The sequence below is a fragment of the Polaromonas sp. genome (genome assembly GCF_029945895.1).
GTDB lineage: Bacteria > Pseudomonadota > Gammaproteobacteria > Burkholderiales > Burkholderiaceae_C > Polaromonas.
This window is the reverse complement of record NZ_JAQSDL010000097.1, coordinates 40,981-65,880: the sequence shown is the minus strand read 5'-3', so window position 1 is coordinate 65,880 and position 24,900 is coordinate 40,981. Positions and strand designations below refer to the sequence as shown.

The following is a 24,900-nucleotide window of genomic DNA, read 5'->3' as shown; positions in this document are numbered from 1 at the left end:
ATGACAAAACGAGAAGCTGTGATCGTCGGCGTTGCCGACCTGCCACTGAAGGACGGCAAGGTCCTTGCGCCCATGTCGGTCCTTCAGGCCCAGGCGCTGGTCGCCCGCGACGCTCTCAAGGACGCCGGCATCGCCATGCGCGAAGTCGATGGTTTGCTGACCGCCGGCCTGTGGGGGGTGCCCGGTCCGGGCCAGTTGCCGACCGTGACGCTGTCGGAGTATCTGGGGATTACGCCGCGCTTCGTCGACGGCACCAACATCGGCGGCTCGGCCTTCGAGGCGCACGTGGCGCATGCCGCCACCGCCATCGAGGCTGGCCGCTGCGAGGTGGCGCTGATTACTTACGGTAGCCTGCAAAAGAGCGAGATGAGCCGCAACCTGGCCGGGCGTCCGGCGGTGCTGACCATGCAGTACGAAACGCCCTGGGGCATGCCCACGCCGGTGGGCGGCTACGCCATGGCGGCCAAGCGCCATATGCACGAATACGGTACCACCTCCGGGCAACTGGCCGAGATTGCGGTGGCCACGCGCCAGTGGGCCGCGCTCAACCCGGCGGCCACCATGCGCGACCCGCTGTCGATCGAGGACGTGCTCAAGAGCCCGATGATCGCCGACCCGCTGCACCTGCTCGATATCTGCCTGGTGACCGACGGCGGCGGCGCCGTGGTCATGACCACGGCGGAGCACGCCAAGGCGCTGGGGCGCAAACCGGTGCATGTGCGCGGTTATGGCGAATCACACACCCATTGGACGATTGCCGCCATGCCCGATCTGGCGCACCTGACCGCTGCCGAAGTGGCGGGCCGCGACGCCTTTGCCATGGCGGGCATCCGGCATGACGCCATCGACGTGGTCGAGGTCTATGACTCGTTCACCATCACCGTGCTGCTGACGCTCGAAGCGCTGGGCTTTTGCAAGCGTGGCGAGGGCGGCGCCTTCGTTGCCAACCAGCGCACCGCGCCGGGCGGGGCGTTTCCGCTCAACACCAACGGCGGCGGTCTGTCCTACGCGCACCCCGGCATGTACGGCATCTTCCTGCTGATCGAGGCGGTGCGCCAGTTGCGCGGCGAATGCGGCCCGCGCCAGATCGCGAACGCCGTGACCGCGTTGGTCCACGGCACCGGCGGCACGCTCTCCAGCGGTGCCACTTGCATCCTTTCCACCCGGTGAGCACCATGTACGACAAACCCCTGCCCGTCATCGATGGCGAAAGCCGCCCCTATTGGGATGCCCTGAAGCAGCATCGCCTGACACTCAAGCGCTGCCACGACTGCGGCAAGCACCATTTTTATCCGCGCGTCCTGTGCCCGCACTGCCATTCCGATGCCGTCGAATGGGTCGATGCCTGCGGCACCGGCACCATCTACAGCTTCACCATCGCGCGCCGGCCGGCCGGCCCGGCCTTCAAGGCCGACACCCCCTACGTGGTGGCGGTGATCGACCTCGACGAAGGCGCACGCATGATGACCAACATCGTCACCGACGATGTCGAGGCGGTGCGCATCGGCCAGCGCGTGACGGTGCACTACGACGACGTGACCGACGAGGTCACGCTGCCGAAGTTCCGGCTCTTGTAACAACGAGGCTTCCCGCATGGACTTCACCATCGATCCCGACACCGTGGCGATTTCCGAGGCGGTGCTGCGCTTCGTCGAGCGCGAAGTGCTGCCGCTGCAGCAGCGCCACCATCACTTGCTGGGCAGCGAGCGGACCCTGTTCGACGCCAGCGGCCGCTATGTGCCCGAAGCGCTGGCTTTGCGCCAGCAGGTGCGCAAGCGCTCGGCCGAGCTGGGCTTTTACACCCTGTTCGGCGACGAAAAACTGGGCGGTGGCGGGCAGGGCGCGCAGGTCATGGCCCATGTGCAAGAGGTGCTCAACCATCGCGTCGGTCCGCCCCAGCCGCTGGTGCAGACGGTGGTGCTGCCGTCGCCCTTCACCAACGGTCTGTCGCCGGTGCTGCGGCACCTCAAGCCGGACATCTTTGCGCACTACCGCGACGGCATCGCCAGCGGCGACAAGACCCTGTGTTTCGCCCTGAGCGAGCCCGATGCGGGTTCGGACGCCTTCGGCATGAAAACCCGCGCCGTGCGCGACGGTGACGAATGGGTGCTCACCGGCACCAAGCAGTGGATCACCAACTCGCCCTACGCCGATTACGCCATGGTGTTTGCGCTGACCGACCCCGAAGCCGCGGCGCGCCACAAGGGTGGCGTCACCGGTTTCTTCGTCGACACGCGCGCGCCAGGCTTCTCGGTGCCGCGCATCATCAACACCATGGGCCACCTGGGCGGCGACACCGGCGTCATCGTGCTCGACGGCGTGCGCGTGCGCGACGACCACCGGCTCGGCGAGGTCGGGCGCGGTCTGGCGGTGGCGATGGACGGCGTCAACGCCGGGCGCATGGGCATGGCGGCATCCTGCCTGGGCTTGGCCCGCTGGGCGCTGGACCAGGCGGTGGAATATGCCAAGGTGCGCAAAACCTTTGGCGTGCCGATTGCCGAGCACCAGGCGATCCAGCTCATGCTGGCCGACAGCGCCATGGACATCTACGCCGCCAAGACCATGATCCAGAACTGTGCCTGGCGCATTGACAACGGTCAGAGTGCCACCGCGCAGGTCAGCATGGTCAAGGCCTTCTCCACCGAAATGCTCGGGCGCGTCATGGACCGCAGCATCCAGATCCACGGCGGCATGGGCCTGACCAACGAACTGCGCCTGGAAGAGGGCTACCGCTTCGCCCGCGTGATGCGCATCCCCGACGGCACGGGCGAAATCCAGCGCCGCACCATCGCGCGCCAACTGCTGACAGGACAGGCCGACCTGTAGGCTGTGCCGATCCCCTGCAAGGCACAACCAGGAGACAGATTGACATGATGAAAGAACACGAACTGTTTGCGGGAGGCCATCGGCTGGCCGCCACCACCTGGGGTGATGTGGGCAACGGGCAGCCGACCATCGTGATGATGCACGGCGGGCTGGACTGCATCACCACCTGGAAAGACCTGCCTCAGGTGTTGGTCGAAGCCAGCGGCTGGCCGGTGCTGGCCTATGACCGGTATGGTTATGGGCGATCCGAGAGTCTGGTGGGTGGGCGTGAGCCCAGTTACCGGCGTGAAGAGGCGGGGCCAGTGCTTGGCGAGGTGTTGCGCCACTTCGGAATCCACAAGGCGTTGATGTTCGGCCACAGTGATGGAGGAGCCATGTCGGTGCTGGCTGCGGCGGCGCATCCTGAGCTGGTATGCGGCGTTCTTGCCTGCTCGCCAACCATGGCCATCGATCCGTTCATGGTGGATGCCATGGCCGGCGCGCGGCGCGCGTTTGAGCAAGACGGCTTGCGTGAAAAACTTCAGCGCCACCATGGCGACAGCACCGATGCGATGTTCTGGGGCTGGTACGAGCCCTGGGCCAGCCCGCAGGCACTGCAATGGAATATGAGCGCCGAGATCGCTGCCGTGCGTTGCCCGGTCTCCGTGTTGTTCGGTAATGACGATGAATATGGCTGGCGGCCCAGCGCGATTTCCTTGTTCCGCCACGGACTGATGCCGCTTGAGGTGACTGCATTGCCGGGCGTCGGCCACCACCCGCAGCAGCGTGCGCGTGGCGAGACGATTGGCATGCTGCAGCGCTTGCTCGGCCGCATTGGGCACGGCGCCCTGGCTGGCAGCGGGGACACAGGCGGATGACTGACACTGCACAACCAATGCTTGCCAGCGAACTGGCGCGCCAGCTTTAACGAGCAGCCATCAGTGCGGGAGCCGCACGCCTGGGGGGGGGCCAGCCTCAATACTCCCGACACAATACTCATGGGAGTTGAGCGTCCAAAAAGCTTGCGTACAATCGAGGCCTCGCTTTGCCTGTTTGGTTCCGGCTCGTCCGGCTTAGGAGAAGTTGCAGTACGGGGCTGGTTGGCCTGCAGCCCTTATTTTCATTTAACAACACCATCGGGAAAGCATGGAACAAGAGGTCTATTCACCGCGCTCGCTCACTCGAGTGTTGAGGCTCTTCGGGACCATCGCCAAGTCGGACGACGGGCTCACCCTGGCCCAATTAAGTACCACCTTGGAGGCGCCCAAGAGCAGCCTGCTTCTTTTGCTCAAACCCTTGGTTTCGATGGGTTATCTCTATCATGCGTCCGCTCGCTACACGCTCGGCACAGCCGTGTTCCGGATGGCTTCAGAGATTCTTTCGGCGCGCCAGTTCCCCAAGCTGATCCGCCCCTACATGGAAGAATTGGTCGCGCGCACACGGGAGAGCGTGTTTCTGGCGGTGCTGGATCGCGACGCGAAAATCGTCACCTACGTCGAATGTGTCGAAAGCCCGCAGGCCGTACGCTACGCGGTACCGGTGGGAACCACGCGCCTGTTGTACCCTTCGGCCGCGGGCCGGGTTCTGCTGGCTTTCCAGGACGATGCGTGGCGCGAGCACTACCTGAAGTCGATCAAGCTCAAGGCGCTGACATCGAAGACGGTGACTGACCGCGCTGCGCTGCGCCGCGAACTGGGGGCGATCCGCAAGGCGGGGGTTGCGATCACCGTGGGCGAAGCCGTAGACGGTGCGGCGGGCATCGCGGCGCCGGTGTTTGGCGCGGACGGCACCGCCACCCATGCGCTGCTGGTTGGGGCGCCGGCAGCGCGCTTCCAGACAGAACTCCCGGCGCTGCGCAAAGCTGTGATCGAAGTCGCCGCCGACGCCTCGGGCGCGCAGCGGACCTAGTTTTACTGTGTTATAAATCAAGGCATTATCCAAGCATCTTCAAGTGAAAGGCGGGCCGTGATGGACGAACTGCAAGAGTTTGATCGCTACATGGCCCATCTGAGCGAAGGGCTGGGCCATGCCGACCGGCACGCCGGACTGCGCGGGGGTACTGCACCGGGCTGATGTCGCCGCTGCAGCGCAAGAGCGTGGAGCCCATGGCCGCGCTGGTGGAGCCGCTGAAGGTGCGCTCGCGGCACCAGTCGCTGAACCACTTCGTGGCCGATGCAGCTTGGTCGGACGAGCAGATGCTGCTGCGCGTGTGCCAATGGGTCGTGCCGCTGATGGACTTCGCGGGCGGCGGCTGGTGGATCATCGACGACACGGGGTTCCCCAAGCAGGGCCGGCATTCGGTGGGCGTGGCGCGCCAGTACTGCGGGATGCTGGGCAAGCAAGACAACTGCCAGGTGGCGGTGAGCGTGTCGCTGGCGAGCGAGGCGGCCAGCGTGCCGGTGGCCTCGCAGTTGTACCTGCCCAAGGAGTGGGCCGACGATTCGGCGCGACGCGCCAAGGTCGGCGTTCCCGAGGCACTGCAGTTTGCGACCAAACCGCAGATCGCGCTCCAGCAGATCGAGCATTTGATGGGCCAGGGTGCGCCCCGGCACTGCGTGCTGGCCGATGCCGGCTACGGCGTGGACACGGCGTTTCGAGAACGCCTGAGCGAGTTGGACCTGCGCTATGTGGTGGGCGTGAGCGGCAGTGTGACGGTCTGGCCGTCCGGACGCGAGCCTCTGCCGCCGCAAGCCTACAGGGGTCGCGGGCAAGTGCCCAAGCGACTGCGTCTGGGCGGCGCCGCTTGGCCGCAACACCATCCGCAATCGATCAAGGACCTCGCCCTGGAGCTTGGGCCCGAGCATTGGCACAGCGTCACCTGGCGCGAAGGCACGAACGCCAAGCTGCATTCGCGCTTGGCCCGCGTGCGGGTGCGCGCAGCGCACCGGGACAACCTGCGCGAGGAACTGCGCGAACCCGAGTGGCTGCTCATCGAGTGGCCCAAGGGGGACGCCGAGCCGCTGAAGTACTGGCTGTCGACGCTGCCCGAGGACACACCGCTGGAGCGCATGGTGTTTGAAGCCAAGATGCGTTGGCGTATCGAGCGTGACTACCAGGACCTCAAGCAGGACCTCGGCCTGGGCCACTACGAGGGCCGGGGCTGGCGCGGCTTTCATCATCACGCCAGCCTGAGCATTGCCGCCTACGGTTTCTTGCTCGCTCAGCGGTTGAGTCATCCCGATGAAGTCGGGGGCAAAAAAAACAGCGCCAAACGCCAAGTGCCTGCCCTACCCACGCATTACAAGCCTCGGGGAAGCCCAGCGCACGCAGCGCCACGTCCCATCCTCAATCACGAGCTTGCGAATAGTATCGGCGCACTGCTGGCTCGTACCCTTCCACGGTGCCCTTGCTGCCTTCGACAGCAGGGAAGATTAATTAAATGACACAGTAAAATTAGTGCGCCCAGCATGGGCGCTATCTTGGAGGTGAAAGTCCTCCCGCAAGCTGGCCACAGTGAGCGAAGTGAAGCGCAACTGCGTGAGGGTGGCTGCTGCGGGCAGGCGTTGGTGGCACTGCAGTCGATCCAACTTACACCGCGTGCTGACAGTGGCTTACTTCGACAGCATTGGCATACCCAGACTCACATGACCTCAACTTCGCGAACCGCCCGGTGCGGACCCGCATGCCGGGTGGTGTGGCAGGGGCGCAGCCTAACGGCTGCCCCCTATGCCGATCCTCCGCGCTGAACCAGATGAAATACACCCTCGCTCGTCCGCGCCAAGGCGCGCGCCGTGCAATTTCTTCGGGGTGTAACGCAGTTCCATAGTCAGACGATGATACCGTCGGCGCGAAGTTGCTCGATGGCCGCTTGGTCCAGCCAGTCGGCGAGGGCTGCGTCGGTGTTTTCGGGAGTGATCGCCTGTGGCGGCAAGGGTGTTGCCGCCGGTGTGCGCGAAAATCGTGGTGCAGCGGCGGGTTGGGTGACGCCGTCGACCTCGACATAGGAATTGCGCGCCTTCATGTGTGGATGTTGCGGCGCCTCCGACATGGCAAGCACCGGCGCGAAGCAGGTGTCGCTGCCCTCAAGAAGTTCACACCATTGCGCCTGAGTCCTGGTTTTAAACTTCGCCGCAAGGATTGCCTTGCCCCTGGGCCAGTTGTCCGGATTCATTTGTGCGCCGATCTCGGCGGGGGCAATCCCGAGTTTCTTGAGTAGATCATCGTGGAAGCGGCCTTCAATCGGTCCTACCGAGACCCACCTGCCGTCGGCGCATTCGTAGACTTCGTAGAAATAGGAGCCGGAGTCGACGATGTTGGTGCCGCGTTCTTCGCGGAACGATCCCATCCCCAGTAGACCGTAGAACGAGGTCAGTAGGTGCGCCGTGCCGTCGATGATCGCGGCATCGACCACCTGGCCCTTGCCCGAGGTGCGTGCCTCGATGATGCCGGCGAGGATGCCGAAGGCGAGATACAGCGACCCGCCAGCATAGTCGCCGAGGATATTGACAGGCACGGTGGGCGGCTGACCGGCGCGCCCCGTGGCATGCAGCGCGCCGGTCAGTGCGATGTAGTTGACATCGTGGCCGGCAGCATGCGACAGCGGCCCGTCCTGGCCCCAGCCCGTCATGCGGCCGTAAACCAGCCGTGGATTGCGCGCGATGCAGATGTCGGGTCCCAGGCCCATGCGTTCGGTGACGCCGGGTCTGAAGCCTTCGATCAATGCATCGGCCTTGTCGATCAACCGTAGCGCCAGCGCGACGTGTCGCGGCTGTTTCAGATCCAGCGCGATGGCCTTGCGATTGCGCAACAGGAGATTGAATTTGAGCGGGCGCTTGATACCGAGATCGACCGGCTCGCGACGGTCGATGCGAATCACGGTCGCGCCGAGATCGGCCAGCAGCATAGCGCACATCGGCCCCGGCCCGATGCCGGCGAGTTCGACCACCTTGATGCCTGCCAGCGGTCCTATGTGCTACTCCATTTTCAGGCCAGCGGCCTTGACCGCCTGGCCCCAGCGCTTGAACTCCGACTTGAGAAAGGCGTCATATTGCTCGACGGTGGAGCCACGCACTTCGGCGCCGGTGCCAATGATTTTGGCCCGCAGCTCCGGATCCTGCAGCGCCTTGTTCAACGCGGCGTTGAGTTTTGCGACAATCGCGCGCGGTGTCTTTGTCGGCGCCATCACGCCCGACCACGCGCCAAATTCTGTGCCCGGAAGGATGGTCTCGGCAAGCGTTGGGACATCGCTGATGGCCTCAATTCGCGTCAGACTGGTCACCGCCAGGCCCCTCAGATTTTTCTGCTTGATCTGGGGGATCATTGCATTGACGGTACCAAGGTAGAACTGGACCTGACCGCCGAGTAGGTCAGGCAGCGCGTTCCCCTCGCTCTTGTATGGCACGTGGGTGGCCTGAGCGCCGACGCTTTGCAATAGTTGCACCGCCGCCAGGTGGGTGACGTTGCCGTTGCCCGCCGAGGCGTAATTGACCTTGTTCGGATTTGCCTTGAGATAAGCCACGAACTCTTGCACCGTCGTTACCGGCACCGAGGGATGGGTGACCAGCGCCAGAGGAATATTTGCCGTCAACGCCACCGGCGTGAGGTCGCGGGCGAAGTCGTAACTCAGCTGAGTGTACAAATGCGGGCTCAGCACAAGGGAAGATGTGTTGTAGAGCAGCGTGTATCCGTCAGCCGACGATTTGGACACCGCATCACCGGCGAGGTTGCCGTTCGCGCCTGGCTTGTTGTCCACCACTACCGGCACACCAAGGTTTTCGGCAAGCTTGCCGGCAATCGACCTCAGCACCGCGTCGGTGCCGCCGCCTGCGCCAAAGCCGATAACGATGCGTATCGGCCGGTTGGGATAGTTATCCTGCGCGAGCGAAGCCTGCGCAGCGCTCAATGCCAAGACTGCGAACAGGCTCGCGCCGACTCTCGAAAAAATATTCATACAATCTCCTTGGATCCCATCTTCGGGTTTTAAGTGTCGTTACTATCTAGTCACGTGGGCCTGCTTGATCACGCGCGCCAAGTGCTTCATCAGTGCCATGCCGCCGGCCTCGCCGAAACGATCACCATCTTGCCTCCAAGTTCTTACATGTCTTCTCCTTGTCGTTTCGATTGGTTTTTGCGCCCGACAGATGGCCGCGGTTACGCTGATGCTGCTACCGGACGGGCCTGTGCGCTCTGCACAATGCGCGCAATATCGGCGTCGTCATAACCCGCCGATTGCAGCACCTCGCGGGTGTGTTCGCCCAGGCGCGGCGGCGGGAGACGGATGCTGCCGGGTGTTTGCGAGAACCGCTGCGGGATCGCAGTGGTAATCAGCGGCCCTTCGCTGGGGTGCTCATACTGTTCAAAGAAACCGGTCTCTCTCAAGTACGGGTCGGCGGGCAGGTCCTGCAACCGGTTCATTGGCCCGTTTGGAATATCCGCCGCGTCCAGACGCGCGCGCCACTCCCCGGTGGTGCGCAGGCCAATCTGGTCCGCCACAATCGAGTACAAGGCGTTGATGTACTGAGTGCGCGCACCCATGGTTGCGAAACGCAGGTCGACTGCGAGTTCCGGCCGGTCAAGCGCGACAAACAGGCGTTTCCACTGTTCGTCGCTGACTGCGAGCAGGCAGATGAAGCCATTCTTGGTTGCATAGGGCCTGCGGTGGGGCGACAGTGCGCGCCCGTAGCCTAGGTCGCCTTCGTCGCCGAACGCGCCGGTCCACAGATGCTCGACTAAGTTGAACGACAGCATGGTTTCGAGCATCGGTATCTGCACCTGCTGCCCGCGGCCTGTGCGTTCGCGGCTGAACAAGGCCATGCCGATGGCGGAGGCGAGAAACACGCCGCACAGTTTGTCAGCCGCGACTGTAGGCAGATAGCCAGGTACGCCGGTGGCCGTATGGACCATGTCGGCCAGCCCGCTCTCGCCCTGAATCACATCGTCGTAGGCCGGTCGATCACGATACGGCCCGTCCGGGCTGTATCCTGGCGCCGAGGCGTATACCAGGCGGGGATTGTGGGCTGCAACCGCAGCGTAGCTCAGGCCCAAGCGTTCGGCTGCCTGCGGGCGCATGCTGTGAACGAGCACGTCGGCATCACCGAGCAGACGAAGCAATGCATCGAACGCGGCGGGGCTTTTGAGGTCCAGCACCACGCTTTTCTTGTTGCGATTCATGTTGAGATAAAAGGCCGACATCTGCGGATGCCGCGCAGGCCCGGTATCGCGCATCGGGTCACCCTGCGGTGCCTCGATCTTGATCACGTCGGCACCCATGTCGCCTAGAGTCTGGGTCGCGACCGGCCCCAGGACATTGATGGTTAGATCGAGCACACGTACTCCGGCGAGAGCGCCGACAGCGGGGGTGTTAAAGGCGGTCGTCACTCTCCGGCCTTAAGTTCACTGCGGCACTTGACCATGCGCAGCGGCGTGTAGGTCAACACGACCTTGCCGTCCTGCTTGATCACCTTGTTGCGGCTGCGCACCAGCCCGCGCCCGGGCCGGCTGTTGGACAGCCGCGATTCGATGATCTCGCATTCGACGTGGATGGTGTCGCCGGCAAACGCCGGATTCTCTATGTTGAGTTCCATGTTGAGAAACGCATAGCCGGTCTTTTGCATAGTCGCCTGCGCTAGCAATCCCTCGGCAAAGCAATAGCTCAGCGCACCGGGGGCTAGGCGCCCCTTGATGTCGGATTCGTTCTTGACAAATTCCATGTCCGTGAAGAGCACTTCGGTCATGTGGATGACGTTGCAAAAAGCGCAGATGTCCGCATCCTGGATGGTGCGCGCGAGGGTTTTGAAGGTTTTACCTACAGGGAGATCTTCGAAGTAAAGCCCTAGTCCGACAGTTTGCATTGCTGCTCCTTGTTACTTGATTGAGAATTGGATTCACAGGCTGCTAGCGTGCCGGTCGACCTAGCATGTGATTGGCGATGATGTTGCGTTGGATCTGGTTGGTGCCTTCGACGATCTGCAGCACCTTGGCATCGCGGAAATAGCGGTTGATCGGATATTCGTTGGAAATGCCCGAGGCGCCGAACAACTGCACCGCATCGGTTGCAACCTTCATCGCGGTGTCGGTCGCGAAGCACTTGGCCATTGCGGCAATCGGCGCGAGATCGCTGCCGGCGGCCCCTGCGTCGACCATCGCAGCTGCCTTGTAGACAAGGTTGCGTGCGGCCTCCGTCTGGATCGCCATATCGGCCAACATCCAGCGTATGCCCTGGAAATCGCTGATCTTCTGGCCGAAAGCGACACGGTTCTGGATGTATTCGCTGGCATGGTCGATCGCGCCTTGCGACAGGCCGACACCGCGCGCGCCGATCAGCGGCCGGCTTTTGTTGAATGCCTCCATCACCACCTTGAAGCCCTTGCCGGATTCGCCCAGGATATTTGATTCGGGCACGAACACATCGTCGAGGAACAGGGGGCAGGACGGCACGCCGCGCGCGCCCATTTTTTCCTCCTTGCGACCGACTTCGAAGCCCTTGCTGCCGCGCTCGACGATGAACAGGTTGATGCTGCCGGTGGATTTGTCGTCGGTGGTCTTGGCGGCCACCAGCACGAAGTCGGCGATGTGGGAATTGGTGCACCAGATCTTCGAGCCGGTCAGACTGTAGCCGCCGGCGACCGACGTCGCCCGCGTCTTGATGCCGGCCACGTCGGAGCCGCTCTGAGACTCGGTGGTGGAGATCGCACCGCGCAGTTCTCCCGAGGCCAGGCCGTGCAAAAAGCGCCCTTTCTGGTCTTCGGTGCCGCCAGCTAGGATCGCCCCGAAGGGAACCCACTGCAGTAGCAGCAGATAGGCGGTGTTGTAGCAGACCCGGCCGAATTCCTCGATCGCCAGGCATGCGGAAACCATGCTGTTGGTGCCACCGTACTGCTGCGGAAACGGAAGCGTGAACAGGCCAAGTTGCCTGAGCAGGTCGAACATGTCCTGCGGGTATTCGGCGCTACGGTCGATCTCGTTGGCACGCGGCGCAACTTGTTCTTTGGCGACTCGGCGAATCAGGTCGCGAATCTGGATTTGGTCGTCGGTCAGAGCGGATAACAAGAGCGAACCTCCTTACGGTGGTGATCACGAAATTGCCATTATAAATGAACAGTGTACAGCATTATAAACGTCGCTGCATGGTTGTGTCAACTCTCCTCCTTGTACCGACACCATGAACCACTTCAAGTCGGTCGCACCTCGATCACGACCCGGCCTATGGCCTTGCGGGATTCCAGCAGTTTCATTGCCTCGCGGAAACGCTCCAGCGGGAACACATGGGAGACATGCGGCCTTAGCCGGTCCTTGTTGGCCCAGCCGAGCATCCAGTCTCGATAGGCCGCGCCTTCCTTTGGCTTGCGTTTGACATGCTCGATAGCACGCACCCCAACGATGCTGAAGCATTTGAGCAGCGGTTGATTCATCTTGATTTCCGGAATCCGTCCGCTGGCGAAACCAACCACCAGCAGGCGGCCGCCCCAGGCGATACAACGCATTGACTGTTCGAACACCTCGCCGCCAACGGTGTCGAGGATCAAGTCGGCCCCGTTGCCTCCGGTGATCTCCATCACGCGATCCTTGAAGCTGTCGCGCGTGTAGTCGATCGCATAGTCGCTGCCGCGCTCTCGCGCGATCGCGAGTTTCTCCGGGCTGGAGGCAGTGGCAATGACGGTCGCGCCAAGAAGCTTGCCGACCTCAACGGCCGCGAGACCAACACCGCCGGCCGCGCCGTGTACCAGCAGCACCTCGCCGGACTGCAGCTGTCCGCGCTGCAGCAGCGCATTGGTCGCCGTCGACACCGCCACCATGAATGAGGCGCCTTCGGCAAAGCTGAAATTCTCGGGCAGCGGCAACACCTCTTCGACCGGCGCAATCGTCTCCTCGGCGTAGCAGCCGTGCCATGCGCGAAACATGACGCGCTCACCCGGTCGCCGATGCACTACGCCGGATCCCACCTCGGTGACGATTCCTGCGGCCTCCATGCCGGGAATGAAAGGCATGGGTGGCTTCAACTGATACTTGCCTGCCACCATCAGGATATCCGGAAAATTAAGGCCGGCTGCGTGGATGGCAATTCGGACTTCACCCGGCCCGACATGCATGACCGGCGAATTTTCCAGCTTCAGGAGATCGGGAGTACCCAAGGTACGGCAGACAACGGCAGACACCATCAGGAAACTCCTTGGCTATGACTCCGATTAATCATGAGAAAGCGATTACCGTCCACCTGCAGTCGCTCTCGTGCCGGAAATACGCCTCTTCATAATAGTTCAATTGGTTCTTCGTTGATTTCATGTTCCGCCATGGACTGATGCCGCTTGAAGTGACTGCATTGCCTGGCGTCGGCCACCACCCGCAGCAGCGTGCGCGCGGCGAGACGATTGGCATGCTGCAGTGCTTGCTGGCCGTATTGGGCACAGCGCCCCGGTCAGCAGCGAGGACACAGGCCGATGACGGACACTGCACAACCCATGTTTCCCCGCGCGTTGGCTCGCCCGTTTTAGTGAGCCGCCGTCAGCGCGGAACAACGCACGCTTGGCGAGCCAGCATGCCGGCCAGCGGCGAGAGGTCGCTCAGGTGGTCGAGCCGGGCTACCAGCTCGATCAGTTCGTCGCTCTCGGCAAGGTTAAGCACGGGCTTGACCAAGCGACGGAACTTTTCCTCCAGGCGCTGCTGCTGCTCCAGCAGGTCGCTGGCCGGGCGACCACTGTCGTGGCGCTGGCGCAGCACGGTGCCGCTCTGGGTCTCGATCACCACCTCGCTGAGGGTGAGCTCCTGGCATTGGGGTGCGAGCAAGACCTGCACGCGCTCACGCAGGGCCGCGACCTCAGGCGCGCGCACGGCCTCGTCACTGAACGCGTCCAGTCCGGCGGTGTCGACCCCGGCCAGCGCCATCGCCACCGTGTGGCGCAGACTGAACTTGGCCTCCAGCCCGGTGCGCGGCTCGGCGATGTTGCACACGCCCTCGCTGGCGGCACTGGCACGCACCGTCACCCGAAGCACGTCATCAGACCGCAGCGCGTGTTGCAGGCGCAACTGGCGCGCCGCCTCGATAGCGGCGTGGGTGCCGTAGCAGGCGGCGTGGAACTTGAACAGGTTGTGGCGCAGGTGCCAGCCGCCGTCCGGCGCGGCCAGAGCCGCTTCCAGCGATGCGGTGCCACCGTGCGTGGCGATGAAGCCTTGCGGGCATTCAATCGCATCGGCACGGCTGGTGAAGCCACGCGCGGCCAACTGGGCAGCTTGCAGGCCGTCGGCACTGGCGCGCCCGGCATGCAAGGGCTTGCACATGGTGCCGAACATCGATTTCAGCCCGGCCGCCATGGTGCTGGCGATGCCCAGCGCGGTCGCGGTGTCATCGGCGTCGAGCTGAAGCAGGCGCGCGCAGGCGGCGGCCGCGCCCAGTGTGCCCAGCGTGGCCGTGGTGTGGAAGCCGTTGGAATACTGTGCGTCGCCGCTCGCCAGCCCCAGTTGGCACATGGTTTCGTAGCCGGCGGCGAAGGCAGTCATGAAGTCGCGTCCGCTGGCGCCGCGCGACTCGGCCAGGGCCAGCAATGCCGGGATCAGGACCACCGAGGGATGGCCGGTGCAGGCCATGTTGACGTCGTCGTAATCGAGGGCGTGCGAGGCCGTTCCATTGATCAACGCTGCCTGTCGGCTGGAGGTCGTCATGGCGTGCCCGACGACGGTGGCTTGGGCGTGGCCTCCCTGTTCACGGGCTTCTTCGGCCAGCATGTGAACCAGCGGCTCGCACGCGCCAGCCAGCGTCACCCCGATCCAGTCGAGCAGGCATTGCCGGACCCGCAGGCGCACATCCTCCGGCAGATCGTTGTAGCACAGGGCAGCGCTGCGTGCGGCCAGTTGCCGCGTGATGCCAGCGGTGTGGACGGCGGCCGACGGTGCGGGTTTTGTGGTCGTGGTCACGCTCATTTCAGCGCCCCTTCCAGACCGGTTTGCGCTTTTCCCGGAAAGACTGTGGGCCTTCCAAGGCGTCTTCACTGAGGTAAACGGCATCGAAGGCTCGGTTGGAGGCGCGCAACGCGGCGGTGCGGCCCATCTCGGTGGACAGGCGCACCATTTCCTTGGCCGCGCGCACCGTCAGCGGCGCATTGGCCATGAGCCGGGCCGCCAGTTCCTTGGCGCCCTGCAATGCTTGCCCCTTGGGCATCAGGCGGTTGATGTAGCCGAGTTCGTAGGCGCGCTGCGCCGTCAGCGGGTCGCCGGTCATCGCCACTTCCATCAGGATGCGCTGCGGCAACATGTGAATGACCGGCGCGGCCCACGGCATGCCGCGCCCGACCTTGGCCTCGGTGATGGCGAATTTGGCGGTCTCGTCGGCCACGCACAGGTCGCACATCTGCGACAGCAGCCAGCCGCCGGCATAGGCATAGCCCTGCACGGCGGCGATGACGGGCTTGGTGACCTCGATGTTGTCGCCGAGCACGGCGATGAAACCCGCGGGCGGGATGCGCAGTTGCGTGTCGGCGGCTTCCACCAGGTCCATGCCAGCGCAGAAGTTGTCACCGGCCCCGGTGAGGATGGCCACCTGGGCCTCGGCATCGGCTTCGAAGCGGCGCCAGATATCGAAAAAGCCTTCGCGCACGGCGCGGTTCAGCGCATTGCGGCGTTCGGGCCGATTGATGGTGATGACGGCGATGCCGTCGCTGACCTCGTAGAGAAGTTCGTTGGTCATAGGGACAGTCTCCATGTCAAGTTGTGGTTCGGTTCTTTGGGGCCGCGTGCTGACGCGATCGGCGCAGGAGCTGCTTTGTTTTCAGTGCTTGACTTGGCGCTAATTCACGCGGGTCCGGTTCTGGACGGTAGCCGAGCGCACGCGAAATGTTTGCGGCGAGTTCCATCACCAGGCGCTGCAGGTCAGCAGCCGCGGCGCGACCGCGCTCGATAGGCGCGGCGATGATCAGCGCCGCGTTCACGCGGCCACCGGGCTCGAAGATCGGAGCTGAAAAACCGGCCACTTCCGGTGTGACTTCCCCGATCGTGACGGCCACGCCGGTCTCTCGAACCTGCTCGATGATGCGCGTCAGTTGCTTTCGGTCGGTGACGGAGCGCGGGGTCATTGCACGCAGGTCGGTGCTTTGCAGATATTCGCCGCGCCATGCCTCGTCCTGGAACGCGAGTAACACGCGCCCGGCGGACGAGGCAAACAGCGGTCGTGTCGTTCCGGCCGGTACGGCGTATCGAATCGTTCTCGTGCTCTCGATGATTGGGCTGTAGATGAGTTGACCCGCATCGCGGTTTATCTTGGCGATCGATGCCGTCTCGCCGGATCTCGCCACCGCTTCGCGCAGGAACGGCATGGCCACGACGTCGAGCGAGCTAGCCGAAACCAGCGAAGCCCCAAGAGAGAACGATTCGGGGCCCAATCGATACACCGCGTCGCTGCGTTGCAAGTAGCCATGCGCGGTGAGGCCTCGCAACAGCGAGAGCACGCTGGTTTTCGGTGCATTCATCGACACGCACAGCGGAGCAAGGGCCATACCAAGGGGCTGGTCGGCCAGCAGCTGCAGCAGTTGCAGCACGCGTGTAAGCGACATCGGCACACCTTCTACCCGGTGTGCAGCACCCGTTCGTTCCTGTCGGGCGGCTATTGGATTACTCATTGGGTCAATGCTTCCCGTTCGTTCTGATATCAGAATATTTGTTTGAATATGAGAATAACGTTAGGATGCACAACCGTCAATCGGGGTTTCCTGGCAGCGCATCGTGGAGGAAGCCCCGACTTGACCGGAGGAGACACAGATGACGAACAAACAAGACCAGGCGGCACTTGCGGGGCCGCTGGCGGGCGTGCGGGTGATTGACCTCAGCGCGGTGCTGATGGGGCCCTACGCCACCCAGATTTTTGGCGACCATGGCGCGGACGTGATCAAGATTGAATCCCCCGAGGGCGACTCGACCCGCTGGATCGGCCCCGGACGCCATCCCGGCATGGGTCCGCTGTTTCTGCACCTGAACCGCAACAAGCGCAGCGTGGCGCTCGACCTCAAAACCCCGCAGGGCGCGGCCGCGATGCGGCGCCTGATCGAAGGCGCCGATGTCTTCGTGCACAACCTGCGCCCGGCCTCCATCGCCCGGCTCGGGCTGGACTATGAGAGCGTGTCGGCGATCAATCCGCGCATCATCTGGTGCGGCGTGTATGGCTACGGCGAGGACGGTCCCTACGCAGGCCGCCCGGCTTATGATGACTTGATCCAGGGCGCGGTCGGCATTGCCGCCCTGCAGCAGCGCAGCGGGGCGAGCGAGCCGCGCTACGTGCCATTGACGATTGCCGACCGCATGGTCGGCCTGCATGCGGCGCACAGCGTGGCCATGGCGCTGTACGGGCGCGAGCGCACCGGGCGCGGCTGTCGCATCGACGTGCCGATGTTCGAGACCATGGCCAGCGTGGTGCTGTCGGACCACCTATACGGGCACACCTTCGAGCCGCCCAGCGGTGACGCCGGCTACGTGCGGCTGCTGTCCCCCGGGCGCCGGCCGTACCAAACCAGCGATGGCTACATCTGTGCGCTGGTCTACAACGACGGGCACTGGCAGCGTTTTCTGCGCGCCATCGAGCGCGACGATTTGCGGGTCGATCCGCGCTTCGCCGACCTGGCCAGCCGTACGCGGCACATTGACCATGTGTACGGCTTTTTGGGCCAGACGCTTCGCGGGCAAAGCACCGCGCACTGGCTGGCGCTGTTCGAACAAATCGACGTGCCGGCGGTGCCGCTGAATACCATCGAGTCCCTGCTGGATGACCCGCACCTGGCGGCGGTGGGCTTCTTTCAGCAGGTCGAGCACCCGAGCGAGGGAGCCATGCGCACCTTTGGCGCGCCGGCGCGCTGGGTGGGTTACGACGTCAGCAAGCTGGCGCCCGCGCCGCGACTGGGGGAACACACTGAATCGGTGCTGCGCGAATGCGGCTTTGATGCAAGCGCGCTGGCGTCCTTGCTGGCCAGTGGCGCAGCGGTGTCGGTGGCCGCCGATGCGGAGGTGTCAGCATGAGCGCCTTGGCATTGATCGTGACCCGACTGTCTGGCGCACTGGGTGCGGAACTCTCCGGGCTCGACCTGTCGCAGCCGTTGCGACCGCATGACTTGGCGACGCTGCGCAGTGCCTGGTTAGAGCACGGCGTCGTCTTTCTGCGTGATCAGCAGCTCACCTCTGAACAATTTCTGGCCTTCGCCCAGGCCATTGGCACACCGGTTGAATACCCGTTCGTCAGCGGCATTTCGGACTTTCCGGTCATCATCGAAGTGAAGAAGCTGGCGCACGAAAAAGTCAATTTCGGTGGTGTCTGGCACAGCGATACCGCCTACCTGGCGCAGCCGCCGATGGCCACGGTGCTGCTTGCGCGCGAGGTTCCGCCTTACGGAGGCGACACGCTGTTTGCCAACCAGGTGCTGGCCTATGAGGCCTTGTCGGATGGCATGAAGCGGCTGCTCGATCCCCTGGCGGCGGTCAACACCTCGGCCAAGGCTGATGTGACGCGCACCCGCGAAGACCGCCTGGCCGAAGCCGGACGCGCCGACCAGCACAGCCATTACGAGGCCGAGCACCCCGTGGTGCGGACTCATCCGGAAACCGGCCGCAAGGCCTTGTACATCAACTGCGCCCACACCGCGCGCTTCGTCGGCATGACCGAAGAGGAGAGCGCGCCGCTGCTGCAATTTTTATTCACGCACCAGAAGAAGGAAGAGTTCACCTGCCGCTTCCGCTGGCAGGTGGGTTCCATGGCGCTCTGGGACAACCGCTGCACGCACCACTACCCGGTTAACGATTACCACGGTTTTCGCCGGGTCATGCACCGCATCACGCTGGCGGGTGACCGGCCTCGCCGGTAGCTTGGCGCTTGCCGGGGTTTCGGCTGCGGCCGCGACATCGGCTTACCAGGATGTCGTGCGGCCTCAACGGCGGCGTGGGGGTGATTCGCTGAGCCCAGAACAAGCGCAGTAGAACCGATCATCCATTAATTTCTTACTGCGTCAAAATCTACACATAAGTTCTAAGATGAAATCAAATTTTCCACCGCGCCAGTCGCTGTGGGAACGTTTCTCCCGCCTCACACATAGAAATTCGGACACTTCCCGCCAGAGCAATGCCCGCACCTTCCGACTCGTCAACCTCCGCGTCGCGGCGTTCTGCCGCCCAGACCCCCTAGCCTCGTGGCAAAGTGTGCCCAACGGAGGCTAAAAACTGCGGGGCCATCGCCCTCAATTGCTCGGCAGATTTCCGCAGCGGCAATAGCAACTTCTTGGTTGCTTTAGCAGGCGTAGTTTCGCCGGATAGCAGATTCAAACTCAAAGCTGCCACACCATTCTCGCCAAACTCAGAGTTCGCCTGTGGCGCGCTTGAGCCGCAGCCCCGCCAGTGCGGCATCAAACAGCGCATTGGCGTGGTTACTCTCGCTGCCCGTGCGCAAGGTCTCGGCATTCAGAACCTCGGTATGGGTGGACAGGCCGTTGGCATAGCGGTCGCGCGCCACGAGCAGGTTCTCCTCGGCCTGGGCGATGGCCGACTGGGTGACGATGAGGCGCTTGCGGGTCTCTTCCACATCCAGCCAGGTCTGGCGGACCTGCAGGGCGATGATGGAGGCCAGGTCGTCGCGCTGCTCCGTCAATGCTGCGGCCTGGCGCTCGACAGCGCTGGCGCGGTGGCCGGCCACGCCGCCATCGAACAGGCTCCACTTGACCCCCAGGGTGACCATCCATTGCCCCGGGTGTACCTGATAGCGATTCTCCTGGTAGCCGTAACCGCCGGACAGCGCGACCTGCGGGGCGGTTTCGCCGCGCACGGCGGCGGCCTGGTGGCGCATCGCTTCAATCTGACGCGCCAGTGCCGCCAGCTCACTGCGCCGGGCCAGTGCCCGCTCGGTCAGGGCGTGAAACTGAGCCTGCGTCGCCTCGGGCGACAGGTCGTCGAGCGAGACGGACTGATCCAGCGGCCGCCCCAGCAGGCGGTTGTAGGCGGCGCGCGCCAGATCCAGCCCATTGGCCACCTGCAGATGGCGCTGGCGCGCATCGGCCAGGGCCACCTGCACCGAGAGCAGGTCGCTTTTGGCCACCATGCCCTGCTCGTGCAGGTTGCCCACGTCACGCGCATGGGCCTGCAGGCTGGCGACGTGGCTCTCAGTGACCTTCAGCATGCGGCTGGCGCGCAGCACGTTGACATAGGCATCCGCCACGCGCAGTTTGAGGTTCTGTGCGTCGGCGCTTTCGCCCAGCCGCGCCGCATCCATGCCTGCCGTGGCCGCGTCAATGCCGCGCTCAATGCGACCACCGGTGTAGAGCGGCAGCGTCGCCATGGCCTTGTAGGCGGCGCTTTCCCGCTGTGCCAGCGGCATTTGCAGCGACTGGCCAAAAAAATCAACCCTGGCCGCCGGTGCCTTATCGAGGGCGGTATAGCCCGCCTCCAGCGCCAGGTTGGGCAGGCGGGCGGATTTCGCGGCCTCCAGCAGGCTTGCGGCGGCTGCGGTGCTTTCGCGTGAGGCTTTGAGCCCACGGTCAACGGTCAGTGCAATGTCCCATGCCTGTTGCAAGGACTCGGCGGCGGCGTTGCCGGCAAGCAGCGCAGCGGCCAGAGCCGCCAGCGGCAACAGGCCGCGAACTTTTATCGAGCGGTTCATGGGGTTCCTTTTTTCAGGCTTGCTTCTTTCTGGTCCTTGTAGCGCAGCAGCAGATACAGCAACAGCGGCACCACGACCAGGGTGAGCACGGTGGAGGCCAGCGTGCCAAAAATCAGCGAGATCGCCAGCCCGCCGAACACCGGGTCGGTCAGCATCACGGCGCTGCCCAGCACGATGGCCAAAGCGGTGAGCAGGATGGGCCGTAGGCGCACCGCGCCAGCTTCGAGGATGGCCTCGCGCAAGTCCATGCCCTGGCGCCGGTAATCCAGCACGAAATCGATGATGAGCAGCGAGTTGCGCACCACCACCCCGGCCAGCGCAATGATGCCGATCATGGACGTGGCCGTGAAGGGCTGCCCCATGAGCCAGTGCCCCGGAAAGATGCCGGCCAGTCCCAGCGGGATCGCCGCCATGGCAACCAGCGGCAGGCTGAACGACTGGTAATAAGCCACCAGCACCAGAAAGATGAAGGTGAGCGCCAGGCCCAGCGCGCCCAGCATGTCGCGGTAGGTATCCAGCGTCATGCGCAGTTCGCCGTCCCACAGCAGGCGCGGGCCCTCCAGGGTGTCGGGCGCCACCGGGTTCAGGCGCAGGTTGCCGGTGGTGAGGCGGCTGCCATCGGCGAGCAGCAAGCCGTCCAGTCGCCGGTCAAGGTCGAGCACGGCATAGACGGGGGCGGTGGATTCGAGTTCGCCGCCGACGTAGGTGACGCGCTCGCCATCCTTGTGCGAGATCGCCCGGTCGACTGCGCCGGGGACGACTTGCACCAGCTCGGACAGCGGCACCCGCTGGCCCTGCCGGTTGGTCACAGACACGCGTGCCAGCAACGCGGGGTCGATCTGGTGGCGCCGGGGAATCTGCAAGCGGATGGACACCGGGTTCTTCTCGCCGGCGATGCGGGCCCGACCCATTTCCTCACCATCGATCAGGCGACGCAGCGCGACCGCTACTTCGGCCACGCTCAGCCCGGACAGCGCGGCCTTTTCCCGGTCAACCGTCAGGCGGTACTGGTAGACGTCCCGGGCCTCGGAGTCGGTCACCTCCACCATGTCGCGCGTCTGCTGGAAGGCCGCTTTGACCTGCGCGGACAGCGCGCGCAACTGCGGTAGATCCTTGCCATAGATTTCGGCCAGGACGGTAGCGCGCACCGGCGGCCCCGGCGGGTCTTCCACCAGTTGCACCGTACTGCCGGGGTAACGCGCGGCCACAGCCTGCACCGCAGGCCGCAATTCGCGCACGATGTCGATCGAGGTCTTACTCCGATCGGACTTGTCCAGCAGGTTGACGCGGATCTCGGCGACGTGCGCCCCCTGCTTGTTGCCGGCGCCACGCAGCAAGCCATTGAAGTCGATCACGCCGGCCTCGCCGATCCAGCTCTGGTAGTTGCGAACGTAGGCGTTCTCGCGCAGCAGCGCACCGACTTCGCGCGCGAACTGGTCGGTCGTCTCCACCGGCGCGGTCGCGGGCAGGTCCAGGGTGATGTTGAAGGTGTTCTTGTCGTCCTTGGGCATCATGGCCAGCTCAACGCCGAACCAGGACTGCGGCCCGCTCAAACCGGCCGGGCGCAGGAGCTGCCAAGCGGGTTGCAGCAACGACAAGGCGATCGCCAGCCCCGCCAACAGAAAAACGAGCCAGCGGCTGCGCGAGCGATCCACCAGCGGCGACATGATGGCGCGGTAGAACCGGTGCAGGCGGTCCTGGGTATCGTGGTCTTCCAGATCGTGCCCTTCACCGGGCTTGAGCCAGCGGTTGGCGGCCCAGGGCACCACCGCGTAGGCCACCAAGAGCGAGGCCGCCATGGCGACCGGCACGTTGAAGGCCACCGGGTAGAAATACTGCCCCGGCATACCGCTGACCACCAGCAGCGATCCGAAAACCAACATCACCGCCAGCGTCGCCAGGTTGGTGGGGTTACCGATTTCGTTGGTGGCCTGCACCGTGACCCGGCGTTTGTCCTGCTTGCCAAGACGGCTGTAGTTGCGGTGGATGTTTTCGATCACGACAATCGCGCCATCGACCAGCAGCCCCAGCGACAGGATGAGCGCGAACAGCGAAACGCGGTTGATGGACAGGCCAAAGAGATAGGCAGCGCCCAGGGTCAGGGCCAGGATCAGCGGCACGGTCACGCCCACGATCAGTGCCTCCTTGAGGCCCAGGAACGCGGCAGTCACCAGAAACACGGCCAGCACCGCGATACCCAGGTGCTCGATCAGCCCGCTGACGGCGGCATCCGCCTTCTCGCCGTCATTGCGGGTGACGACCAGTTCGACCCCTGCCGGTACGAATTGGGCCTTCATCCGCTCGATGCGCTCCAGCACATCGTTGGCAACAAAGACGGCGTTGCTACCGGCTTTCTTGGCCACGGCCAGCGTGACGGCCGGCATCTCCGCCTGCTGCGTCTTGCCAAAGCGCGCATCGGCCGGGCCAAATGTAAGACGGCTCAGGTGCGTGCGCTCTTGCGGCGGACCGTCGACGACCTGTGCCACATCGCCCAGATAGATCGGGCGCCCGGCATGGCTGCCCACGATCACGCGCTTGAGGTCTTGCGCCGAGCTCAGAAAGCCGTCCAGGAACACCTGGCGGTTTTGGCCCTGTTGCACGACCGTTCCCAGGGGCGCGGCGACATTGCTTGCGCGCAGGGTGGCATGCACCTGGTCCAGCGTGACGCCGAAGGCCTGCAGGCGCTGCGGGTCCAGTTCGATGCGCAGTTCCCGGTCGCGCCCGCCCTTGACGGAAATGGCAGAGACCTTGTCCAGGCTGCGCAGTCCTTCCATCAGGCGGTCGGCCAGACGCTTCAGGGCGTAATCGTCGTAGATCTCGGAGGCCAGCGTGACGGTGACAATGGGCACGTCGTCCACATCCACGCTGCGAATCAGCGGCTCGCCCGCGCCCGCAGGCAGGCGCTCGCGCTGCCCCAGCACCCGGTCGTAGAGTTTGACCAGCGATTTTTCCTTGTCCTCGCCGACCTTGAACTGCACCATCAGCACGCCCATCGAATTCACGGCGGTCGCATACGTGTGATCAACGCCGGCAATCTGTTTGACGATGCCCTCCAGCGGGCGGATCACCAGCTCCTCCACCTCCTCGGCAGAGGCTCCGGGCAGTGTCACCCATACCTGGGCGCCGGGCACCACGATCTGGGGGTTTTCCTCGCGCGGGGTCAGCGTCACGGCCAGCAGCCCCAGCAGGATGCAGGCCAGCATGAACAAAATGGTCAGCTTGGAGGTGACAAAGAGATTCGCCAGGCGGCCGGCGCTGTTGAGCTTGTGCTGGTTCATTGCGCCTCCTTCGCGGCGGTGACGCGGTCGCCCTCGCGCAGGGCCGGTGTAGCCGCTGCCACGAAGCGCTCATCGGCGGCCAGACCAGCACTCACCTCGACCTGATCGGGCCACTCGCGGGCTATGCGCAGCCAGCGAAAGCGTGCCCGGCCTTCGCCGTCCACCACGAAGACACCGGTGAGCCCGCCACGTTCGACCAGCGCCCGTCTGGGCACCAGTGGCGCCGGGCTCGCACCGAGCCCGAACGCCGCGCGCCCGAACATGCCGGGCATCAGCCCCGCCGTTTCGGGCAGGGCGATCTTGACCTGGTAGCTGCGCGAGACCGGGTCGCCCGAGCGCACCACCCGGCTCACCGTGCCCTTGAGCGGCGCGGGCACGCCGTCGATGTTGACTTGCACCGGCTGGCCGGCCGCGATGGCGGCGACTTGGCCCTCCGCCACGAAGGTCTCGAACAACAGGCCGCGGCCCGACTCCAGGGTCAGCAGCGGCATGCCGGGCAGGGCGAGGTCGCCCGTTCGTTTGTGGCGCGCCACCACCACGCCGTCCACCGGGCTGGTGATTTCGGCGTAGGCGCGCTGGGCCAGCGCCGTGTCGAGCCCGGCGCGCGTCTGGTTACGGGCCTCGCGCGCGGCCTCGAACTTCAGGCGCACCTTGCGCAATTCGTTGTCCGAGACGCTGCCACGCTCGAACAAACGCTCGAAGCGCTCCAGGTCAATCTGTGCATCGCGCAGCGCCGCCTCTGCCGCGCCGCCCGCCGCCTGGCCCTGGCGAATGCCGCCTTCCACGTCCGACGCGTCCAGCCGGGCCAGCAACTGCCCGCGCCGCACCCGGTCGCCCTCCTGCACCAGGATGTCGCGGATATAGCCGCTCAGCCGCGAGGCGACCTCGACGCGCTGGTCCGACACCACCGAGCCGACCGCCGTATATTCGAGCGGCGCCCCGGTGGACGCGGTCATGACCGGCAGGGGATGGCTTGTCGTATTCGATGCAGCAGGGGCCTCCGGCGCTTTGCCGCAAGCGCTCAGGAGTGCGCCCAGCGCCAGGGACGGGAGCAAGTGTTTTCTTTTCATAAGGAGGGTACTTTTTTTATTGGTTGATTCATCCAGCATGCTGGAAAATCTTGCGAAGTGCTGATATGAACAACCTGATGTCATGGCTGTACCGCACATGAAAAATGCCAACAACCTGTGCGGCCGCAACGGACATGGCATCGCCTCAGGCACCCGCGGGGGAATTGATCTAAAGTGCGTGCCTCCCACGGCCCGC

19 protein-coding genes and 1 pseudogene are annotated in these 24,900 nt (G+C 64.3%); 8 read left to right on the top strand and 12 right to left on the bottom strand.

Going from position 1 to position 24,900, the window contains the following annotated elements; all coding sequences use genetic code 11:
- The 6 genes and pseudogenes from PSV33_RS14555 to PSV33_RS14530 all read left to right on the top strand — a co-directional run bounded on the left by PSV33_RS14555 (position 1) and on the right by PSV33_RS14530 (position 6,184).
- On the top strand, positions 1–1,170 hold the full coding sequence (locus tag PSV33_RS14555) for an acetyl-CoA acetyltransferase (protein ID WP_096666902.1): 1,170 nt from the start codon (positions 1–3) through the stop codon (positions 1,168–1,170).
- 5 nt (positions 1,171–1,175) lie between these two features.
- A complete protein-coding gene (locus PSV33_RS14550; protein WP_096667024.1) occupies positions 1,176–1,577 on the top strand; it encodes a Zn-ribbon domain-containing OB-fold protein in 402 nt (133 codons plus the stop codon).
- A 16-nt stretch (positions 1,578–1,593) separates the two neighbouring features.
- Complete coding sequence (locus tag PSV33_RS14545; protein ID WP_096666900.1) at positions 1,594–2,826, top strand: acyl-CoA dehydrogenase; 1,233 nt, start codon at positions 1,594–1,596, stop codon at positions 2,824–2,826.
- Positions 2,827–2,870: 44 nt separating this feature from the next.
- Positions 2,871–3,683 carry an alpha/beta hydrolase gene (locus tag PSV33_RS14540; protein ID WP_096666898.1) on the top strand — a complete coding sequence of 271 codons (813 nt, stop codon included), beginning with the start codon at positions 2,871–2,873 and terminating at the stop codon, positions 3,681–3,683.
- A 268-nt stretch (positions 3,684–3,951) separates the two neighbouring features.
- Complete coding sequence (locus PSV33_RS14535; protein WP_096666896.1) at positions 3,952–4,713, top strand: IclR family transcriptional regulator; 762 nt, start codon at positions 3,952–3,954, stop codon at positions 4,711–4,713.
- A gap of 60 nt (positions 4,714–4,773) precedes the next feature.
- Positions 4,774–6,184: pseudogene (locus PSV33_RS14530) on the top strand (IS701 family transposase).
- Positions 6,185–6,571: 387 nt separating this feature from the next.
- Here PSV33_RS14530 and PSV33_RS14525 read toward each other — a convergent pair.
- The 9 genes from PSV33_RS14525 to PSV33_RS14485 all read right to left on the bottom strand — a co-directional run bounded on the left by PSV33_RS14525 (position 6,572) and on the right by PSV33_RS14485 (position 16,283).
- The gene (locus tag PSV33_RS14525; RefSeq protein ID WP_096666894.1) at positions 6,572–7,714 is read right to left on the bottom strand and encodes a CaiB/BaiF CoA-transferase family protein; all 1,143 of its coding nucleotides are present in this window, start codon (positions 7,712–7,714) and stop codon (positions 6,572–6,574) included.
- Between the two features lie 3 nt (positions 7,715–7,717).
- Positions 7,718–8,695: a tripartite tricarboxylate transporter substrate binding protein gene (locus PSV33_RS14520; RefSeq protein WP_096666893.1), complete on the bottom strand. Its 978-nt coding sequence runs from the start codon at positions 8,693–8,695 to the stop codon at positions 7,718–7,720.
- A 200-nt stretch (positions 8,696–8,895) separates the two neighbouring features.
- The gene (locus PSV33_RS14515; RefSeq protein ID WP_096666892.1) at positions 8,896–10,122 is read right to left on the bottom strand and encodes a CoA transferase; all 1,227 of its coding nucleotides are present in this window, start codon (positions 10,120–10,122) and stop codon (positions 8,896–8,898) included.
- Positions 10,119–10,595, bottom strand: coding sequence for a MaoC family dehydratase N-terminal domain-containing protein (locus PSV33_RS14510; RefSeq protein ID WP_096666891.1), 477 nt, complete (start codon positions 10,593–10,595; stop codon positions 10,119–10,121). The genes PSV33_RS14515 and PSV33_RS14510 overlap by 4 nt, the downstream gene beginning before the upstream one ends.
- A 43-nt stretch (positions 10,596–10,638) precedes the next feature.
- Positions 10,639–11,793, bottom strand: coding sequence for an acyl-CoA dehydrogenase family protein (locus PSV33_RS14505; RefSeq protein WP_096666890.1), 1,155 nt, complete (start codon positions 11,791–11,793; stop codon positions 10,639–10,641).
- 122 nt (positions 11,794–11,915) lie between these two features.
- A complete protein-coding gene (locus tag PSV33_RS14500; RefSeq protein WP_096666889.1) occupies positions 11,916–12,902 on the bottom strand; it encodes an NADPH:quinone oxidoreductase family protein in 987 nt (328 codons plus the stop codon).
- A gap of 343 nt (positions 12,903–13,245) precedes the next feature.
- A complete protein-coding gene (locus PSV33_RS14495; protein WP_217992607.1) occupies positions 13,246–14,652 on the bottom strand; it encodes an MmgE/PrpD family protein in 1,407 nt (468 codons plus the stop codon).
- A 7-nt stretch (positions 14,653–14,659) separates the two neighbouring features.
- On the bottom strand, positions 14,660–15,421 hold the full coding sequence (locus PSV33_RS14490) for an enoyl-CoA hydratase-related protein (RefSeq protein ID WP_096667022.1): 762 nt from the start codon (positions 15,419–15,421) through the stop codon (positions 14,660–14,662).
- A 16-nt stretch (positions 15,422–15,437) separates the two neighbouring features.
- Positions 15,438–16,283: an IclR family transcriptional regulator gene (locus PSV33_RS14485; protein WP_096666887.1), complete on the bottom strand. Its 846-nt coding sequence runs from the start codon at positions 16,281–16,283 to the stop codon at positions 15,438–15,440.
- A gap of 205 nt (positions 16,284–16,488) precedes the next feature.
- On the opposite strand from PSV33_RS14485, the gene PSV33_RS14480 reads away from it, so the two are divergent.
- Both PSV33_RS14480 and PSV33_RS14475 read left to right on the top strand, forming a co-directional pair.
- Positions 16,489–17,736: a CoA transferase gene (locus PSV33_RS14480; protein WP_096666886.1), complete on the top strand. Its 1,248-nt coding sequence runs from the start codon at positions 16,489–16,491 to the stop codon at positions 17,734–17,736.
- Positions 17,733–18,575, top strand: coding sequence for a TauD/TfdA family dioxygenase (locus tag PSV33_RS14475; protein WP_096666885.1), 843 nt, complete (start codon positions 17,733–17,735; stop codon positions 18,573–18,575). Before PSV33_RS14480 ends, PSV33_RS14475 begins: the two co-directional genes overlap by 4 nt.
- Before the next feature lie 485 nt (positions 18,576–19,060).
- Here the strand turns inward: PSV33_RS14475 and PSV33_RS14470 are convergent, their stop codons facing one another.
- The 3 genes from PSV33_RS14470 to PSV33_RS14460 are packed head-to-tail and all read right to left on the bottom strand — an operon-like array spanning position 19,061 to position 24,704.
- A complete protein-coding gene (locus PSV33_RS14470) occupies positions 19,061–20,356 on the bottom strand; it encodes a TolC family protein (protein ID WP_096666883.1) in 1,296 nt (431 codons plus the stop codon).
- On the bottom strand, positions 20,353–23,634 hold the full coding sequence (locus tag PSV33_RS14465; RefSeq protein WP_096666881.1) for an efflux RND transporter permease subunit: 3,282 nt from the start codon (positions 23,632–23,634) through the stop codon (positions 20,353–20,355). Before PSV33_RS14465 ends, PSV33_RS14470 begins: the two co-directional genes overlap by 4 nt.
- The gene (locus PSV33_RS14460) at positions 23,631–24,704 is read right to left on the bottom strand and encodes an efflux RND transporter periplasmic adaptor subunit (RefSeq protein ID WP_300562916.1); all 1,074 of its coding nucleotides are present in this window, start codon (positions 24,702–24,704) and stop codon (positions 23,631–23,633) included. Before PSV33_RS14460 ends, PSV33_RS14465 begins: the two co-directional genes overlap by 4 nt.
- Between the last annotated feature and the right edge of the window lie 196 nt (positions 24,705–24,900).